The organism is Rhizobium sp. SL86, assembly GCF_026672545.1.
Classification (GTDB): Bacteria; Pseudomonadota; Alphaproteobacteria; order Rhizobiales; family Rhizobiaceae; genus Neorhizobium.
The window spans coordinates 59,121-76,731 of record NZ_JAPPRJ010000008.1 but is presented as its reverse complement, the minus strand read 5'-3'; the positions used below and the strand labels follow the sequence as shown (position 1 = coordinate 76,731).

Annotated in this window: 20 protein-coding genes; 9 read left to right on the top strand and 11 right to left on the bottom strand. The window is 62.9% G+C overall.

What is annotated here, in order from left to right:
• From OU993_RS21200 to OU993_RS21185, 4 genes are all read left to right on the top strand, one after another.
• Complete coding sequence (locus tag OU993_RS21200) at positions 1–1,416, top strand: FAD-binding oxidoreductase (RefSeq protein WP_268160822.1); 1,416 nt, start codon at positions 1–3, stop codon at positions 1,414–1,416.
• Positions 1,417–1,793: 377 nt separating this feature from the next.
• Positions 1,794–2,375 carry an NAD(P)H-dependent oxidoreductase gene (locus OU993_RS21195; protein WP_268160820.1) on the top strand — a complete coding sequence of 194 codons (582 nt, stop codon included), beginning with the start codon at positions 1,794–1,796 and terminating at the stop codon, positions 2,373–2,375.
• Between the two features lie 73 nt (positions 2,376–2,448).
• Positions 2,449–3,018: a transglycosylase SLT domain-containing protein gene (locus tag OU993_RS21190; protein WP_268160819.1), complete on the top strand. Its 570-nt coding sequence runs from the start codon at positions 2,449–2,451 to the stop codon at positions 3,016–3,018.
• A gap of 103 nt (positions 3,019–3,121) precedes the next feature.
• Positions 3,122–4,675, top strand: coding sequence for a pyruvate kinase (locus OU993_RS21185; RefSeq protein ID WP_268160817.1), 1,554 nt, complete (start codon positions 3,122–3,124; stop codon positions 4,673–4,675).
• A 14-nt stretch (positions 4,676–4,689) separates the two neighbouring features.
• On the opposite strand, the gene OU993_RS21180 is transcribed toward OU993_RS21185, so the two are convergent.
• From OU993_RS21180 to galE, 6 genes are all read right to left on the bottom strand, one after another.
• Positions 4,690–5,091, bottom strand: a complete 402-nt coding sequence (locus OU993_RS21180) for a RidA family protein (RefSeq protein ID WP_268160815.1) — start codon at positions 5,089–5,091, stop codon at positions 4,690–4,692.
• Between the two features lie 138 nt (positions 5,092–5,229).
• Positions 5,230–5,535 (bottom strand): hypothetical protein, encoded by a 306-nt coding sequence (locus tag OU993_RS21175; protein ID WP_268160813.1) that lies wholly within the window; start codon positions 5,533–5,535, stop codon positions 5,230–5,232.
• Positions 5,536–5,704: 169 nt separating this feature from the next.
• Positions 5,705–6,313, bottom strand: a complete 609-nt coding sequence (locus OU993_RS21170) for an alpha/beta hydrolase (protein WP_268160811.1) — start codon at positions 6,311–6,313, stop codon at positions 5,705–5,707.
• A 10-nt stretch (positions 6,314–6,323) separates the two neighbouring features.
• Positions 6,324–7,256 (bottom strand): VOC family protein, encoded by a 933-nt coding sequence (locus OU993_RS21165; RefSeq protein WP_268160809.1) that lies wholly within the window; start codon positions 7,254–7,256, stop codon positions 6,324–6,326.
• 132 nt (positions 7,257–7,388) lie between these two features.
• Complete coding sequence (gene ung, locus OU993_RS21160; protein ID WP_268160807.1) at positions 7,389–8,093, bottom strand: uracil-DNA glycosylase; 705 nt, start codon at positions 8,091–8,093, stop codon at positions 7,389–7,391.
• Positions 8,094–8,120: 27 nt separating this feature from the next.
• Complete coding sequence (galE, locus tag OU993_RS21155; protein ID WP_268160805.1) at positions 8,121–9,110, bottom strand: UDP-glucose 4-epimerase GalE; 990 nt, start codon at positions 9,108–9,110, stop codon at positions 8,121–8,123.
• A gap of 221 nt (positions 9,111–9,331) precedes the next feature.
• Here galE and OU993_RS21150 point away from each other — a divergent pair, with 221 nt between their 5' ends.
• Positions 9,332–9,697, top strand: a complete 366-nt coding sequence (locus OU993_RS21150) for a YbaN family protein (protein ID WP_268160803.1) — start codon at positions 9,332–9,334, stop codon at positions 9,695–9,697.
• A 15-nt stretch (positions 9,698–9,712) separates the two neighbouring features.
• Here OU993_RS21150 and OU993_RS21145 read toward each other — a convergent pair whose 3' ends face one another.
• Genes OU993_RS21145 through OU993_RS21135 form a run of 3 tightly spaced genes read right to left on the bottom strand, consistent with a single transcriptional unit; the run spans position 9,713 to position 12,471 of the window.
• Positions 9,713–10,504 (bottom strand): heme ABC transporter ATP-binding protein, encoded by a 792-nt coding sequence (locus OU993_RS21145; protein ID WP_268160801.1) that lies wholly within the window; start codon positions 10,502–10,504, stop codon positions 9,713–9,715.
• Positions 10,504–11,592: a FecCD family ABC transporter permease gene (locus OU993_RS21140; protein WP_268160798.1), complete on the bottom strand. Its 1,089-nt coding sequence runs from the start codon at positions 11,590–11,592 to the stop codon at positions 10,504–10,506. The genes OU993_RS21145 and OU993_RS21140 overlap by 1 nt, the downstream gene beginning before the upstream one ends.
• Before the next feature lie 3 nt (positions 11,593–11,595).
• On the bottom strand, positions 11,596–12,471 hold the full coding sequence (locus OU993_RS21135; protein ID WP_268160797.1) for a heme/hemin ABC transporter substrate-binding protein: 876 nt from the start codon (positions 12,469–12,471) through the stop codon (positions 11,596–11,598).
• Positions 12,472–12,648: 177 nt separating this feature from the next.
• Between OU993_RS21135 and OU993_RS21130 the strand changes: the two genes are divergently transcribed.
• Positions 12,649–12,993: an antibiotic biosynthesis monooxygenase family protein gene (locus OU993_RS21130; RefSeq protein WP_268160795.1), complete on the top strand. Its 345-nt coding sequence runs from the start codon at positions 12,649–12,651 to the stop codon at positions 12,991–12,993.
• Positions 12,990–13,523 carry a heme utilization cystosolic carrier protein HutX gene (hutX, locus tag OU993_RS21125; RefSeq protein WP_268160792.1) on the top strand — a complete coding sequence of 178 codons (534 nt, stop codon included), beginning with the start codon at positions 12,990–12,992 and terminating at the stop codon, positions 13,521–13,523. Before OU993_RS21130 ends, hutX begins: the two co-directional genes overlap by 4 nt.
• Positions 13,524–13,577: 54 nt before the next feature.
• Here the strand turns inward: hutX and OU993_RS21120 are convergent, their stop codons facing one another.
• Complete coding sequence (locus OU993_RS21120) at positions 13,578–13,901, bottom strand: hypothetical protein (RefSeq protein ID WP_268160790.1); 324 nt, start codon at positions 13,899–13,901, stop codon at positions 13,578–13,580.
• A gap of 177 nt (positions 13,902–14,078) precedes the next feature.
• Complete coding sequence (locus OU993_RS21115) at positions 14,079–14,267, bottom strand: DUF3008 family protein (protein WP_268160788.1); 189 nt, start codon at positions 14,265–14,267, stop codon at positions 14,079–14,081.
• A 187-nt stretch (positions 14,268–14,454) separates the two neighbouring features.
• Here OU993_RS21115 and OU993_RS21110 point away from each other — a divergent pair, with 187 nt between their 5' ends.
• Both OU993_RS21110 and treY read left to right on the top strand, forming a co-directional pair.
• The gene (locus OU993_RS21110) at positions 14,455–14,736 is read left to right on the top strand and encodes a hypothetical protein (protein ID WP_268160786.1); all 282 of its coding nucleotides are present in this window, start codon (positions 14,455–14,457) and stop codon (positions 14,734–14,736) included.
• A 136-nt stretch (positions 14,737–14,872) separates the two neighbouring features.
• The gene (gene treY / locus OU993_RS21105) at positions 14,873–17,542 is read left to right on the top strand and encodes a malto-oligosyltrehalose synthase (protein ID WP_268160783.1); all 2,670 of its coding nucleotides are present in this window, start codon (positions 14,873–14,875) and stop codon (positions 17,540–17,542) included.
• Positions 17,543–17,611 lie beyond the last annotated feature (69 nt).

Below are 17,611 nucleotides of genomic sequence, written 5' to 3'. Positions count from 1 at the left end.
ATGGCCGATTACGCACAGATCAAGAAAGACCTCGAAGGCATCGCGGTGGAGGACAATCCGGCGCTGGTGCGCCAGAAAAGCCGGGACTTCTATTGGTATTCGCCGATCCTGAAGGCGGAGCTCGACCATGTCACGGCCGATCTCGTCGTCTCGCCGAAATCGGAAGACGAGGTCATCCGCACGCTGAAGGTGGCTTTCGCGCATGGCGTGCCGGTCACCCCGCGTGGCGCCGGCACCGGCAATTACGGCCAGGCCATGCCGCTGTCCGGCGGCATCGTCTTGAACCTCATCAACATGAACAAGGTCAAGGAAATCCACCCCGGCCGCGTCATCTGCGAGCCCGGCATCATCATCGCGGAACTCGACAAACAGACGAAGGCGCATTCCGGCCAGGAACTGCGTTTCCACCCGTCCACCGCCCAGACGGCCACCATCGGCGGTTTCATCGCCGGCGGCTCCGGCGGTGTCGGCTCCATCCACTGGGGCGGCCTTCGCGACCTCGGCAATATCCTGCGCCTGCGCGTGGTCACCATGGAGGCGGAACCGCGGGTGCTGGAACTGACCGCCTGGGACCTGCAGAAGGTCAGCCACGCCTATGGTACCAACGGCATCATCACCGAGGTCGAGATGCCGCTGGCGCCGGCCTATGACTGGGTGGACGTGCTGGTCGGTTACGACGATTTCATGGATGCGGTGCGTTTCTCCGACGTGCTCGCCCACAAGAACGGGCTGCTCCTGAAGGAGATCGCCCCGATCGCGGCGCCGATCCCGTATGACTATTTCCCGCGCCACAAGCCGTTCATTCGCCATCGGGACCAGTCGATCGTCGTCGTGATGGTGGCGCCGCATTCGGTGGCTGCCTTTGTGGCGCTGACGCAGCGCATGAAGGGCGAAATCCTGTTCCGCTCCGACATGGTCGAGAGCATGAAGGGCATACCGCATGCCTACGAGCTCGCCTGGAACCACACAACGCTGCGCGCGCTGAAGGTCGATCCAACCTTTACCTATCTTCAGGTGCAGTATCCGAGCCCGGACCATGTCGCCAAGGTCGGCAAGATGGTCGAAATCTTTGGCGACGAGGTGCCCGGCCACCTGGAATTCATCAAGTTCGACGGCAACATGCAATGCGCCGGCCTGCCGCTGGTGCGCTATACAACGAAGGAGCGGCTGGAGGAGATCATCCGCATCCACGAGGATCATGGCTGCCCCATCTTCAACCCGCACCGCTACACGCTGGAGGAAGGCGGCATGAAGCAGACCGACGAGGTGCAACTGGCCTTCAAGAAGGAAACCGATCCGAAGGGCCTGCTGAACCCCGGCAAGATGATTGCCTGGGAAAACCCCGATTTCGATTTCAAGGCCGGCAAGAACTACCTGTTCCCCGGTTTGCAGGCCTTTGCCGAAGCGGGGGAATAGGATTGCATAAGCGCTTCGTCCGGGGCGCCCCCTCACCCGCCTCCGCTTCGCTCGGCCACCCTCTCCCCAAGGGGAGAGGAGAACCGCAAGCGGTGCGGCCATCTCTTCTCCCCTTGGGGAGAAGGTGCCCGAAGGGCGGATGAGGGGTCATCCCGGCACGCCAACCCATCGCCAAGAGGATTTTGACCGACAATCACCGCCATCACAGCCATTCCGAAGGTACTCCCGGCCGGGTTCCCCGGCTCATGCAATCAAGACATGGCACCCTGACCCCTTCGGCTGGGCGGCGAAGGGCCGGGGTGCTGGGACAAACGGCGCGGATATTTTCAACCGGTCCCGACGGCTATGGCTGCGGGGAATGATTTGGAGATTGTTCGATGCGCGTCCTCGTGCTGCATTCCCATCCTGTCGAGGAAAGTTACGGCAAGGCGCTGTTCCGCCAGACCTGCGAGAGCCTGGCAAAGGCCGGCCACGAGGTGGATGCCTGCGATCTTTATGCGGAAGGCTTCGATCCTGTTCTTTCCGCCCATGGCCGGCGCATCTATCATGACTATCCGCAGAACATGACGGGGCTCGAGGGTTACGTGGCACGGCTGAAGGCCGCCCAGGGCCTCGTCATCTGCACGCCGGTCTGGAATTTCGGTTTCCCCGCCATGCTGAAGGGTTATTTCGACCGCGTCTGGCTGCCGGGCGTCTCTTTTGCGCTTCAGGACGGGAAACTGACGCCGACGCTGCGCCACATCGAAAAACTCGCCGCCGTCATGACCTATGGCGGAACCCCGATGCGGGCTTTCCTGGTCGGCAACCCGCCGAAGAAAATCATCAAACGCGTCATCCGCGCGCAGATCAAGATCGGCGCGCCGGTCAAGTTCCTGGCCCACTACGACATGAACAATTGCACCGAGGAAACCCGGGCCACCTTCCTGGCGAGGGTGAAGGCCGAGATGGAAGCTTTCTGAGACGCACTCGGATCGCTCAACCTTTATTTAATTTTTACCGGCTATTAATCCTCTCAGATCGAGAGGATAAGCGATGCGTTATGCGTTTTTCATCGCCCTTCTCTTTCTTGCCGGCTGCGGAACCGCGCCGAGCAGGATTGATAACGCCTGCGCCATCTTTGCGCAGCGCGATGGGCTCTTCAACAACTGGGCACGCGAGGCAAAACGCGCATCGCGCGAGTACGGTGTCCCTGTGCCCGTGCTGATGGCCACCATCTACACCGAATCCGGCTTCCGCGCTTATGCACGGCCGAAGCGCATCTATTTGCTGGGCTTCATTCCGTGGAAACGGCCGTCCTCGGCCTATGGTTATGCACAGGCGCTTGATGGCACCTGGGCGGCCTATCAGCGCGAAACGGGCCGCTGGGCGGCAAGCCGCACCGATTTTGGCGATGCCATCAAGTTCGTCGGCTGGTATCACAACAAGAGCAACCGCCGGAACGGCATTGCGCTGACCGATACCTACCGGCTGTATCTTGCCTATTATGCCGGCCATGCGGGCTACGAGCGCGGCAAGTTCACCTCTGCCATCCGTGCGGCCGCCCAACGCTCCGCCGGCATTGCAGACCGTTATGAACGGCAATTGCATAGCTGCGGCTACTGATTTTGCATCGTCTTTGTTTTATCGCAAAGCCTGAAGCCGCAAGGTCATAACACCGTTATCTCCGCATCGCAGGTTGATTGCGATGCGATGTGGAGAGACGAGCATGCCGAAGACCCGAACCCACCAAACCGCCGCCACGATGGAGGCCGATCAGGCCGCCGACCAGACCATCGATGGAACCGTGACCTTGCCGTCGCTCTACGCGGATGTCGAAATCCTGCGCACGGCCATCGCCACGGAATCGGCCCCCTTGCTCGACGAGCTTGGCGGCACCGAAGCATTGACCCCGCGCGACCAGTCCCGCCTGACCAATCTTGCCCATTACCTGACGCTGCGCCGCCACGACATCCGCCCGCTGCAACGCCGGCTGATGGCCTGCGGCCTCTCCTCGCTGGGACGGCTTGAAAGCCGCGTTTTGCCGACCCTTGATGCGGTTCTCGCCATGCTTGCGCCGCATGCGGACGAGACCTTTCCGCGCAGCAACGGCGCAAACGAGGCAGCCTTCTTCCAGGGCGAGACCTTTCTTGCCGAAGCCGCCGACGGCCTGCTCGGCGACGTGCCGGGACGGCGCCGTTGCCGCATCATGGTGACCCTGCCCTCTGAAGCGAAGGACCAGCCGGATTTCGTGCTCGACCTCGTGCGCCGCGGCATGAACATCGCCCGCATCAACTGCGCCCATGACGACCGCGAGGCCTGGCTTGCCATGGCCGGCCATGTGCGGACCGCCGGGGAGCGGCTGGGCGTGCCGGTGCGGGTGTTGATGGACATTGCCGGCCCGAAAATCCGCACCGAAAGGGTGGTGCCGGAGAAGAAGGCCAAGCTGCAGGTCGGCGACCTGTTCCGGCTGGTGGCAGAGGGTGAACCGTCGCTGGACGATGACATCGTTGCCTGTGCTTCGGTCTCCTTGCCGGAAATCGTCACCCGCCTGTCGATCGGTGACCGCGTACGTTACGACGACGGCAAGCTGGAGGGCATTGTCGAGGCGCTTTCCCGTAACGAAGCGACGATCCGCGTCAACCGCTGCAAGACGGGCGGCGCCAAGCTGAAACCGGAAAAGGGCTTGAACCTGCCGGACACCGCACTTGGCCTGTCGCCGCTCACTGCCAAGGACGAGACGGATCTCGCAACCGTCGTGGAATGCGCCGACATGCTGGGTTATTCCTTCGTCAGCCGCCCGCAGGATATCGACCTCCTGGAAGAGGCGCTCGCAAAGGTGCCGCCGCGCACGACCCCGCTCGGCATCGTCGCCAAGATCGAGCAGCCGGAGGCGGTGCGCAACCTGCCGGCCCTGATTGCCGCGGCCCTGCGCCACCGGCGCCCCTTCGGCGTGATGATCGCCCGAGGCGATCTTGCCGCCGAAATCGGTTTCGAGCGCGTGGCGGAGATGCAGGAGGAAATCCTCTGGATCTGCGAGGCGGCCTCGGTACCGGTGATCTGGGCGACCCAGGTGCTCGAGGACCTCGTCAAGACCGGCCTTCCCTCGCGCGGCGAGATGACCGATGCCGCCATGGCCGCGCGCGCCGAATGCGTGATGCTGAACAAGGGACCGGCGGTCGCCGACGCCGTCTCCTTGCTCGATCACCTGCTGTCGCGCATGGACGAGCACATCGTCAAGAAAACGCCGATGCTGCGGGCGCTGAAGAGCTGGCAGGCGTGAGGAAGAGGCGGCCGTCAGACAATGCGGGCGGCCGTCACCTCCACCTCGACCAGGAATTCCGGGCGGGTGAACCCGCCGACCACGATCAGCGTGGAAACCGGCTTCGGCTCTGCCGTATAGCGATCGCGCACGGCCATGTAAGGCGCGAAATCCTCGCGCTTCGTCACGAAACCGGAGATGCGGATGACATCGGCAAACGTCATACCGGCCTCTGCCAGAATGGCCTTGATCGCCTCGAAGCAAAGCTCGGCCTGGCCGGTCACGTCCGGCGGGATCGTGTCGTCCGGGGCAATGCCGAGCTGGCCGGAGGTGACAAGCAGCGCTGCACCCGGCGGCACCAGAAGACCATGATTATAGGCCCCGAAGGGTTTGCGCACGGAGGGTGGGTTGAAGAGCTGTTTTTCCGATGGCGCCATGCCCGCACACTCCTGATTCTGTGGGTATCGAGGAGAAAGTATAGCTGGGGTGGAGCGGGTCGGAAGCGGAAATGCCGCTACGGCGGGAACAGAGATCGGGTGGCGGATCACTTGTCGCGATCATTCCAAATCAGCGCGTCAGATCTTGTTTTCCAGCGTTTCCACTCTTTTCTCAACAGTCCTGACGCTGTCTTCGATCCGGGACAGCGAACTTTCGATTGCCGTTTGAATATTGGCAAGCGAGCCTCCAAGCTCCATCTTGACCATCAACTCGATGTCATCACGAAGCTCTGTTTCCCGTCGCTCGACCCGTCTTGTCAGATCATAGGTCGCGTTCAACAGCCGCATCATATCGCCCAAATCCTTCCGGACCAGACGCATTTCATCCATCTGAAGTTTTGCCTGCTTTGCCAGAAACTCAAGACTAATATTGTCCGTGCTCATGCCTGCTCCAGCTCCTTTCAGATCGATTCCATGCCCTTCCTGAAATCCAAGTCCGTGCGACAATGCCTTGGGTGTGCGCCTATTGATTGCGTTTCGTAGAGGATAGCACAGGCCGGCCCGAGATTGCATCCCGTTTGATCCGGCCCGGCGACAGATGGGGAATTCCCCCTCACGCCCCGTAGGGTGCCAAAAACACCTTGACCGCTTCGATCTCGTTGCCGCGGATCTCGTGCCCGCCGGAATGCCAGTCCAACGTGACCTTTTCGCCCTGGGCGGTGAAATAATCGGCAAGCGCCTGCGTCAACGGCACCGGGCAGATCGGATCGCGTTCGCCTGCGGTGATCAGCACGCTGCCCTTTCCGGGCCGTGGCTTCGGCTCGAACGGGATCAGCGGATGCATCAACACGGAGGCGTCGAACAACTCCGGCTTCTCGATCACCGCATTGGCGAGAATGTTCGCGCCATTGGAAAAACCGAGGCCGATCACCGGACCGGCAGAAGCAGCCTCGCGATGGGCGGCAACAAAACCGGCCATCTTCTGCGTCGCCCGCGCCAGATCCTCGAGGTCGTAGAGCCCCTCCGCCCGGCGACGGAAGAAACGAGCCGCACCATGCTCGGAGACATCGCCGCGCGGCGAAATCACGGTCGCATCGGGCAGAAGCCGGCTGGCGAAATCGAAGAACTGGTTCTCGTCACCGCCCGTGCCGTGGAAGGCAAAGAGGATGGGGGCGCCCGGTTTGCCCGGGCGCTTGAGGTGGATATAGGCGTCTGTGGTCATGGCGTTCACCTTAGCCTTCCAGCTTTTCCAGATGCTCTTCCAAATAGGAGCGCAGGTGGGCGTGCTGGGTCGGCAGTTTCAGCGCTTCACCGAGATGAGCGGTATCCTCATCGCGATCGAAGCCCGGTTCATTGGTGGCGATTTCGAACAACACGCCGCCCGGCGTGCGGAAATAGATCGCCCAGAAATAATCGCGGTCGATGACGGGGGTGACCTGGTAACCGGTCTCCATCAGCGCCTTGCGCACTTCCAGCTGCTTTTCGCGGTTTTCGACCGCAAAGGCGATGTGGTGCACCGAGCCGGCGCCGAGATTGGCGCGAGCAATGTTCGGCATGGTCTCGATGTCGATGTAATCGGCACCATTGCCGCCGGGCATGCCCATGCGGGTGACGCCATCCTTATGGTCCACCTGCTCGTACCCCATGAACTTCAGGAGTTCGACGGTTGCGCCTTCATCACGCAGACGCATGGAGGCCGAATGGAAACCGCGAATCGCGTGATCGACGTCGACCCCATTGCCGGTCCAGGCGGCGCGCGGATCGTCCTTCACTTCAACCAGGGCAAAACCATCGCCATCCGGGCCAAAGAAGTTGAGACGCTTTTCGCCGAAAACCTCGTCGGTCTTCATCTCCAGGCTGCCCTTGGAGGCGAGCCGGTTGCCCCAGTAGGAAATCGCGCCCTGCGGAACAGAAAAGACGGTGGTGCCGACTTCGCCGGTGCCGGGACGACCCTGGGCGATGTGCGGGAACGGGAAATAGGTCATCACCGAACCGGGCGTGCCGACTTCGTCACCGTAATAGAGGTGATAGACATCCGGCGCGTCGAAATTGACGGTCTTCTTGACGCGGCGCAGGCCGAGCGTATCGGTGAAGAACTGGTTGTTGGTACGGGCGCTGGCAGCCATCGATGTGACGTGATGCAGGCCTTTGATCTGGTTCAACATGGCGTGACCCTTTGTCTTCAATCTCTGCGGGCCGGTGATCGGTCCGCTTGTCTGGGGTGAAGATGGTGTGTTTTTGGGTCAGCGCATAGAGTGAACAATCAGAACGCATTGTTCACAAAACGCATCTTGCGCTCAGCCATCAAGCGCCGGCGCCGCGGGAAGCTGCCAATCCACCGGTTCGCGTCCATTGGAGATCAGGTAGGCATTGGCCTTGGAAAAATGCCGGGAGCCGAAAAAGCCGTTATGGGCCGAGAGCGGCGACGGATGCGGCGCCTTCAGCACCAGATGCCGGCGCTGATCGACAAAGGCGGCCTTCTTCTGCGCGTAGGATCCCCAGAGCATGAAGACGACGTGGCTGCAGTCTTCGTTGACGGCGCGGATGACGGCATCGGTGAAACGTTCCCAGCCTTTGCCCTGGTGGGCGGCCGCACGCCCCTCCTCCACCGTCAACACGCTGTTCAAGAGCAGCACACCCTGACGCGCCCAGTGTTCGAGGAAACCGTGTTGAGCCGGCGGAATACCGAGATCCGTCTGCATTTCCTTGTAGATATTGACGAGCGAGGGCGGAATGCGCACGCCGGGTCGGACACTGAAGCAAAGGCCATGCGCCTGGCCGGCACCGTGATACGGATCCTGCCCGAGGATTACCACCTTCACCTTGGGCAGCGGCGTCAGGTCGAGCGCACGGAAATATTCGCTGCCCTTCGGGAAGATGCGTTTGCCCGCTTCCTTCTCGGCGGTCAGGAACTGCCGGAGGGCTGCCATATAGGGATCGGCAAACTGCGGGCCGAGCACCTCTTTCCAGCTTTCCTCCAGCTTCACGCCGTTCTCTGCCATGCCTGCCCTTCCCTCTGTCGCTGCCGGTTACTGGAGATGGAAATTGGCCTTCGAGTGCCAGTCCCAGGCCGAGCGGATGATGTCGTGCAACGTATATTTCGGCTCCCAGCCCAGCACCGCCTTCGCCTTTTCATTGTTGGCAACGAGCGTGGTGGAATCGCCGTCGCGGCGACCGACATATTCGACCGGGAACGGTTTTCCCGAGACGTCGGAAATCGCCGCCAGCAGTTCCTTCACCGTCGTGCCGGTGCCGGTGCCGAGGTTGAGTTCCACCGTCTCGCCGCCGGCCAGAAGGTAATCGACGGCGCGCACATGCGCATCCGCCAGGTCGAGAACATGGATGTAGTCGCGCACGCAGGTGCCGTCGCGGGTGTCGTAATCGTCACCGAAAACCTTGAAACCCTGGCGCCGGCCAAGGGCAGCCTCGATGGCAAGCGGAATGGCGTGGGTTTCCGGCGTATGCCATTCGCCAATGCGACCTTCGAAATCGGCACCGGCAGCATTAAAATAGCGCAGCATCACAGAGCGCAGGCCCTTGTAGGTGCCGTAATCCTTCAGCGCCTGTTCGATGATAAACTTGGTGCGGCCGTAAGGGTTGATCGGCGCCTGGGGATGCGTCTCGTCCATCGGCACCTGTTCCGGCAGACCGTAGGTCGCGCAGGTGGAGGAGAAGACGAAGGCCTTGACGCCGGCCTCCATCGCCGCCGAGAGAAGCGTCAGCGCGCCGATGACATTGTTGTCGTAGAAGGCGACCGGGTTTTTCACCGATTCACCCACCTCGATCAGGGCGGCAAAATGCAGAACCGCATCCGGCTTGTGTTTGGCGAAGACTTCATCGAGACGCGCCCGGTCGCGGATATCACCCTGTTCCAGCGGTCCCCACTTGACGAATTCCGCATGGCCGTTGGTCAGGTTGTCGAACACGATCGGCTGGTAGCCGCGCTCGGCAAGCAGCAGGCAATTGTGCGAACCGATATAACCGGCACCGCCGACGACGAGGACCTTTTTCTGAGACATGAACCGGCTACGACTCCCTGTGAACTGCGGGGTGCACTATAGCCGCGTCCGCATCAAAGGCCAGCCTGTGCGGCGGCTGAAAACGAAGCTCTGTCACGTCTGCCGCAAGCGTACCTGTCTGCCGCAGTGGCAAAATTGGAACTTGAGCGGCCCGATAAGGATTTCCCTCTTTCCGCGCCTTCCGCTATCATCGCAGGCGGCGCATGACGGATGGATCTTTGATGACGCGATGGGTTTTTCTCGGCCTTGGCTGGTTCTTCGTGGCGCTCGGCATCGTCGGCGCCTTTCTGCCGCTTTTGCCGACCACGCCCTTCCTGCTGCTCGCCGTCGCCTGTTTCACCCGCTCCTCGCCGAAACTCGAAGCCTGGCTGATGAACCATCCGCGCTTCGGTCCGGCGCTGCAGGACTGGCGGCGCAATGGCGCGATTTCGCGCAAGGCGAAGGTCGCGGCCCTCAGCCTGATGGCGGCAAGTTATGCGATCTTTCTGTTCGGCACCTCGCCGCCGCTCTGGCGCGCGCTTCTGGTGCTGGCGATTCTGGCCGGCTCGTCGCTTTTCATCGTCACAAGACCGGATGCCGGCGCGTGAACCGCTGGCACACGTTCAGGCAGACGCACCATGCCGCGATTGCGGCAGCACGAAAGGAATATGGGCGGCCGGCATGCGGCCAACGGCACCGGCAATGCCATAGACATTGGCAATGATCTCGTCGCTCAGCGTCTCGACGCATGGCCCCTCGGCCACGACACGCCCCTTGTGCAGCACGATCACCTGATCGGCGAATTCCGCCGCAAGGTTCAGGTCGTGCAGGATGGCCAGCACCATGCCACCATCATTGGCAAAAGCACGCGCCGTTTCGAGAACCGCAATCTGATGGCCGAGGTCGAGGCTTGCCGTCGGCTCATCGAGAAAGAGGCCGCGCGCCAGCCCGCGATCGAACGCCTTCGGCACCTGGGCGAGCGCCCGGGCAAACTGCACACGCTGCTGTTCGCCACCCGAGAGCGACGGATAACTGCGCCCCTCGAAACCGGAGAGCCCGACCCGCATCAGCGCCTGGCGCGCCTGCACGGTCGGATCGAGAGCGCCTTGCGCCACCGCCCCCATGCGCACGATTTCCAGCGCGGTGAACGGGAAGGCAAGCTCGCTTGCCTGCGGCAGCACCGCCCGGCGCGCCGCCAGTTGCTGCGGCTGGTAGAGCGAGATTTCCATGCCGTCATAGGTTACGCGCCCGGAGCTGACACCGATCTCACCCGACAGCGCCTTCAGGAGGGTCGATTTGCCCGCCCCGTTCGGCCCGATGATCACCGTCATTTCGCCCGGCCGAAGCTCGAGCGAGACCTCGTCCAGCAGGCGACGGCCGGCGCGTTCGATCGTGACGGAATGGGCGCGGATCATCAGTGTTCTCCCATGCGGCGCGCACCGTTGCGGCCGAGAAGCAGCATCAGGAAGACCGGCGCACCGAAGAGAGCGGTGATGATGCCGATCGGCAGTTCGGCGGGCGCGACGATCGTGCGGGCGACACTGTCGGCCACCAGCAAAAGCGCACCGCCGCCAATGGCGGAGGCCGGCAGCAGGAAACGGTGCGAGGGGCCGATGACGAGGCGCAAGAGATGCGGCACGACGATGCCGACGAAACCGATCGATCCGGAGACCGCAACGGTTGCCCCGCAGGCCGCAGCGACGGCGAGGATGACCAGCCGCTTCAGCCGCTGCACCGGAATGCCCATATGAAAGGCCGCCGCATCGCCGAGGATCAGTGCATCGAGCCCGCGTGCGACGAAGGGGATGATGGCAACCACCAGCGCCACGAACGGCAGGACCGAGACGACGCGGGTGAAGGTGGCGCCCCCCAGAGAGCCGAGATTCCAGAAGGTGATGTCGCGCAGCTGACGATCGTCGGCCATGAAGATCAGAAGCCCCATCAGCGCAAGGCTAAGCGCGCCGACGGCGATGCCGGAAAGGATCAGCGTGGTCGTATGAGTCTGCCCGCCATGCGTCGCGATGCGGTAAAGCAGCCAAGTGTTAAACAGCCCGCCGAAAAAGGCCATCAGCGGCAGGAAATGGCTGCCGAGCGCCATGGAGACCGGAGCCAGCAGACCGCCGCCCAGGACGATGCCGGCCACCGCAAACAATGCAGCGCCTGAGGTAACGCCCACGACGCCAGGATCGGCGAGCGGATTGCGGAACAGGCCCTGCATCATCGCGCCGGAGATCGCCAGCCCCGCACCGACCAGAAGCCCAAGCGCCGTGCGCGGCAGACGCACCGCCTCCAGCACCACACGCTCCTGCACCGCCAGCTCACCGCCGCGGCCGGTCAGATAGAGCCACAGATGCGAAAGATCGACACCCGTCGGGCCGCTGCCGAGCGAAATGAGGCAGGCAACGGCCAAAAGCAGCAGAAGCACGGCAATGCACAGCACACCCTGGCGCGAGCGGTCGCCGTCATCGGTGCCGAGACTGAGCCGCAACGCCTCAGACCGCATGGCTCAGAAGCTCCCCGGATAGAGGCTGGAGGCGAGGCTGCGCGCCGCATCCGGCGTGCGCGGCCCAAAGCCCAAAAGCAGCAGGCCATCCATGCGGAGGAGCGATTTGGAGGCGGCCGCCGGCGTGGATTGGAAGGCGGGAAGCGCAAACACCTCCTCCGGCTTCACACCATGATTGCCGGACTGCATGACGAGCACGACATCCGGCTTGGCGGCAATCACCGCCTCGTCCGTCAGCGGCTTGTAGCCGGTAATACCCTCTGCCGCGTTGACGCCACCGGCCATCTCAATGATGGCCGCCGCTTCGGTGTCCTTGCCGCCGGCCATGATGCGGCCATTGGCGATCGACAGCACGAACAGCACCCGCTTGCGGGGCTGCGGCAGTTTCGCCGTCTCGCCCGCCAGTGCCGCCAGATCCGCATCGGTCTTCACCGCCAGGGTCTCCGCCTTGTCGGAAAGACCGACAGCCGCACCCACGTCGCGGATCTTCTTGGCAATCGCGGCACCTTGCGGCGGCGTGTCGATCGTCACCATCGGGATTTCACTCGCCTTCAGAATGGCCAGCGCATCCGGCGGACCGGCACCGTCTTCCGACAGGATGAGGTCCGGCGTCTGGCCGAGAATGCCTTCCGGCGACAGCGCACGCATGTAGCCGATATCCGGCTTCTTCATGGCTTCGACAGGAAAGCTGCTGGTCGAATCGCGGGCGACGATCCGGTCCCCGGCGCCGAGCGCGTACAGGATCTCAGTCACCGTGCCGCCGATGGAAACGATCCGCTTGGCGGACGGATTTGTGGCATCGGAGGCGAGCACCGGCGCGATGCCGAGACCTCCACTCACGAGAACCGCAAGAAAACCTGTTTTGAAAACAGCGCGCATCGTCATATCGTTTCGCCTCGACGCCTTAACCGGGCGGGGGCGGTCATCCGCGCCCTTAAAAGACGCGCCGCTCCCCATTCCCAAACTGGAGTGTGTAGCTCTGGTTTAGGGCTTTTCAAGAGCCGGGGCAACAGATATCTTGAGGCCACCACACCACTTAAAAGAGGATGCTGATCCATGTATATCGCAATGAACCGTTTCCGTGTCGTGCCGGGTTTCGAAGAGGCGTTTGAAGAGATCTGGCGCACGCGCGAGCGGCATCTTTCGACCGTTCCGGGCTACCTGGAATTTCACATGCTGAAGGGCGCAAAGCACGAGGACCACACGCTTTATGCCTCGCACACGCTGTGGGAAACCCAGGAGCATTTCACTGCCTGGACGAAGTCCGAGCAGTTCCGCGCCGCTCATGCGCGCGCCGGTGAAAACCGCGGCAAGGTCGAATATCTCTCCGGCCCGCATTTCGAAGGTTTCGAGGTCATCATTCACGAAGATGCCAAGGGCAACCGCGCGGAGGCTGCATGAGCAGCGTGACGGCTCTTTCCGCCCCTCCTGACGAACGCCACGAGCGGGCACTGGCCGCCCTTGCCGAGAAGCCAGATGGCGTGGTGGAGGCGATTGCTGCCAAGGCCGAGGTGACGCCAGCGGAGATCCTCGCCATCCTGCCGAAGGGTGCTGCGACGACGGCCGCGGTCGCCGAATTCGAGACGATCTGGACAGAAATGTCCGGCTGGGGCGAGATCCTGTTCATCGTCCATACCGATGACATCGTGCTCGAAGCCACCGGTTCGCTTCCTGCCGGAAGTGAAGGCCATGGCTGGTTCAACATCCATGGCGACAGCCCGATCGGCGGCCATATCCGCAAGGACAATTGCGCCGGGATCACCTTCGTCGACCGTGCTTTTCACGGCCGCCGCTCCTGTTCGGTGTGGTTCATGAACGCCAAGGGCTCTGCCATGTTCAAGGTCTTCGTCAAACGCGACGAAGCACGCGAACTGGTGGCCGAACAGCTGTCAAAATTCGAGGCGCTGCGCGACCGTTACGCCGTCGCATGACACTCGATGCGGAGCGGTTCTCGCCGCTCCGCATCCCCGACATCCCGATGTCAATCAGGACTGCTCACCGTCCTGTTCCTTGGCCTGTTCCCCACCCTGCAGCAGAGCCGCAAGCGCTGCACAGCTCGGATCTCTTGTGTCGAGAAGCGTCACGGGTGAGGTCCAGCCAACCGACACGCCGATGGCGGTCGTGACGGCCCAGGACGGCTCGTTCGCCGCCCGTTCGATCAGCCGCAGCGCATGGGTGGTGATGCACTGCTGCACCTGCGTGGCCGCCGCAGCCGAGGCATTCACCTGCTCAAGCCGCGTCTGAACCTCGACCTGCACGGGGTTGAGCACCGCCATCGTGATGAACCAGGCTGCAATTTCGGAAAACATGTCGTTTATCCTCCAACTCGGCGTTCAATGCCGCAAGAAAGAGGTCCGACATCGTGAAAGCGCCGATCTTTCACCAGAGGGGCCCGGACCACCGGGTCGAGCTCCATATGGGGATGGCGACCGCAGGTTCAAGATGAAGAAGCGGTCCTATGATCGGATCACGAAAGACCGTCGGTCTCAGCTGTTGGATACGTGCTCCGGTTTGCCCTTGCGTTTGGTGGACGCCATGTCGTGCAGCTCCTTTTCGGACATGGATTTCTCCATGCTTTTCGAGGCTCCCTGAAGCTCGCTCTTCTTGATGTCACCGCGTTTGGCGGCAAGGGCTGCCCCTGCCGCCTTCTGTTGTGCCTTGGATTTCGCCGGCATCTGCATTCTCCTTCCTGCCTGCCCTTCTCCGGAGAGCTCTGCGGCCCTCCTCTGTCGTGCCAACTCGCAAGACCCGTCTCCCGTTCCAGCGTGGCAGGGCGGGCGGGGAACCGGATGCCTGCTCCGGGGGTTCTTCTGTCGACAGGCGCGCCAGTTCGGCGCCGCAGATGAGGAAAGGACAAGGCCGATGGCCAGCAAGGACAGCAAGGACAGCATGGATGCCCGCGAGAAGATGACAGATGAAGGCTCGCGCCGCTTTGCGGAAGACGGTCGGGAGCGTGCCGAGGATGCCCTGCATGCCCGCGAGGACACAACAAACCTCAAGGCCGTCCACGAAGCCTCCCGCCTGGGTGGTGGCGATACCTATATCGTCGAGAGCGATCTCGAGGATCTCGACGAGCGGCTGGATTCGGACGCACCCGATGGTCGACCCAGCCCGATGGCGAATGCCGACAATCCCGAACGCTGACCAGCACCACCCGACTTAATGCCTGCGTCGCAGGCCGCGCAATTTTGAGGCGGCGGCGGTGCGTCTGGAACCGGACACTCCCGCTTGCGTTGGGAGGTGTCCCGTTTCCACCCCGCATCCGCAGGAGAAGCCCAGCGTGTCGATCCCGACCTCCACCTATCGAATCCAGTTTCGCAACGGCATGACCTTCGACCGCGCCGTCGAACTCGTGCCCTACATGAAGCGGCTCGGCATCAGCCATCTCTACGCCTCGCCGATCTTCACCGCGGCCCCGGATTCGACGCACGGTTATGACGTGGCGGACGCCAACGAGATCGATCCCGAACTTGGTGGGCGCGAGGGTTTCGAACGGCTGTCCACAGCACTGAGAGGGGCCGGCCTCGGACTGATCCTCGATATCGTGCCGAACCACATGGCGGCGGGACTGGAAAACCGCTGGTGGCGCAGCATCATCGAATGGGGGCGCGACAGCCGTTACGCCCGCTTCTTCGACGTCAACTGGACAAAACGTCTGACCCTGCCCTTCCTCGGCGATGATTTTGCAAAAGTGCTGGCGGACGGGGATCTGACACTGGTTTTCGACCGCAAGGCCGGCTGCCTGGCGCTCGGTTATTTCGACAGCCATTATCCGCTCGCCCCCTCCACCTATGCCCAAGCGATGGACGGCGTCGATCTGCCGCTGGCAGACGAGATCCGCGCGCTGGCCGCAAAGGCCGACCCCGAACGGGAAGAGGATTTTCACGAGGCGATACGGGGACTTGCAGACGGTCCGGATGCCGACCGGCTGGACGCGGCCCTTGTCGAACAGGCGAAGGATCACCGAAAACTGCAGGCCCTGCACGAGGCCCAGCCCTTCCGGCTGATCTCCTGGCGCGATGCGCCGCGTGACCTCACCTATCGCCGCTTCTTCGAAATCACCGGTCTTGCCGGCCTGCGCGTCGAAGACCAGGCAGTGTTCGAGGCAAGCCATGGCCTGATCCTCGACCTCGTCAAAGAGGGCAAGGTGGACGGGCTGCGCGTCGACCATGTCGATGGCCTCTCCGATCCGGGCGCTTATCTCGACCGGCTGCGGCTCGCGGTCGGGCCGGATTGTTACCTGATCGTCGAGAAGATCCTGGCAGACGGCGAACATCTGCCCTCGCGCTGGCCGATCTCCGGCACCACCGGTTACGAGTTCATTGCAGCCCTTTCCGACGTGCTTCTGGCCCCTGAGGCCGTGGAGACCTTCAACCGTCACTATGCGGATGTCACCGGCAAACCGGTGGATTTCGAGGCCGAGATGCGCGCCGCCAAGGGGTTGATGGCGGATGTCAACTTCGAGGGCGAAGGCCTGCGGCTGCTGGAGCTTGCGTGCGAAATCGCGGCCAGCCACGCGGAGGCGCGCGACCTCTCGGAGGAGGATCTCGCCAAGGCCCTGCGCGAACTGCTGATCGCCTTTCCGATCTACCGCACCTATGGCAACGAGATCGGCCTGGAACTCGCCGACCGCCAGCGGCTGACCGACGTGATGGATGAGGTGCGCCGGGGCCCGAACCCGCCGAAACCGGAGGCGCTGACCTTCCTCGGTCGCATCCTCATTGGCGACGTGAACCAGGCCTCGGATGCCGGCGCCCGGATGTTCCGCACCCGCTTTCAGCAACTGACCGGACCCTTGATGGCGAAATCCATCGAAGACACGCTGTTTTATCGCCTGAACCCGCTGATCGCGCTGAACGAGGTGGGCTCGGAGCCGCATGGCCGAAGCTTCAGCCTCGACGCCTTCCATGCCGAGATGAAAGGACGCCAGGACAGCCAGCCGGCCGGGCTCTCCGCCACCTCGACCCACGACACCAAACGCGGCGAGGATGCCCGCGCCCGTCTTTATGCGCTGTCGGAAGCGCCCGATCTCTGGCGCGCCGCACTGGACGACTGGCGCCGGATGAACCGTCCGGCTGTCGTCTCCCTCAACGATGGCGACGCGCCGGAGCCGGCCGTCGAGTGGCTGATCTATCAGGCACTGATCGGCGTGTGGCCGGACGATCTCGGGCCGGATGACGGACAAGGCCTGAAGGCCCTGGAAGAACGTTTCCTCCCCTATCTGGAAAAGTCGTTGCGCGAAGCCAAACTGCGGACCAGCTGGAACGAGCAGAATCAGGGGTATGAAAAGGCGGTGACGGCCTATGCCAGACACCTGTTTTCACCAGAGGCTGCCGAGTTCCGGCGCGATTTCGTCAGTCGGCTCGATGCGCTCTTTCTCGCTGGCGCCGTCAACAGCCTCACGCAGACGCTGATCAAGCTCACCGCCCCCGGTATTCCCGATATGTATCAGGGCAGCGAAAGTCTCGACCTCAGCCTGGTCGATCCCGACAACCGCCGCATGCCGGACTTTGCCCGCCTGACCGCCGGCCTCGACGAGAGTGCCGAGACCTCGGACCCGGCACTCTGGCTGGACGGCCGGCTGAAACAGCAGGTGATCGCCAGAATCCTGCCGCTGCGCCGTGAGCAGCCGGAGCTTTTCCGGAAAGGTGACTACGTGCCGCTCACCGTCAGGGGCAAGGCGGCAGACCACATCGTCGCCTTCGGCCGTCGTCTGCATGACAAGCGCGTGGTGGTGATCGCCCCGCGGTTGATGCTGGGCGCGATCCAGGACGCGACCGGCCTGCCGGACGCCTCCTTCTGGGCGGGAACCACAATCGCTCTCGACGAAGCCTTCGGCGGCGGTGGCTACCGAGACCTGATGAGCGGCAACCCGGTCGAGGCAGGCGCCGAACTGAAGCTGGAAGATCTGTTGCAGCAGGCGCCGTTTTCGGTGCTCGTGAAAAACTGACGAAATCGCCTGCCTCTCCACAAAAGGGAGCGGCAGGCAGATCCCTCGGCACCTCTCATGGCCGGACTG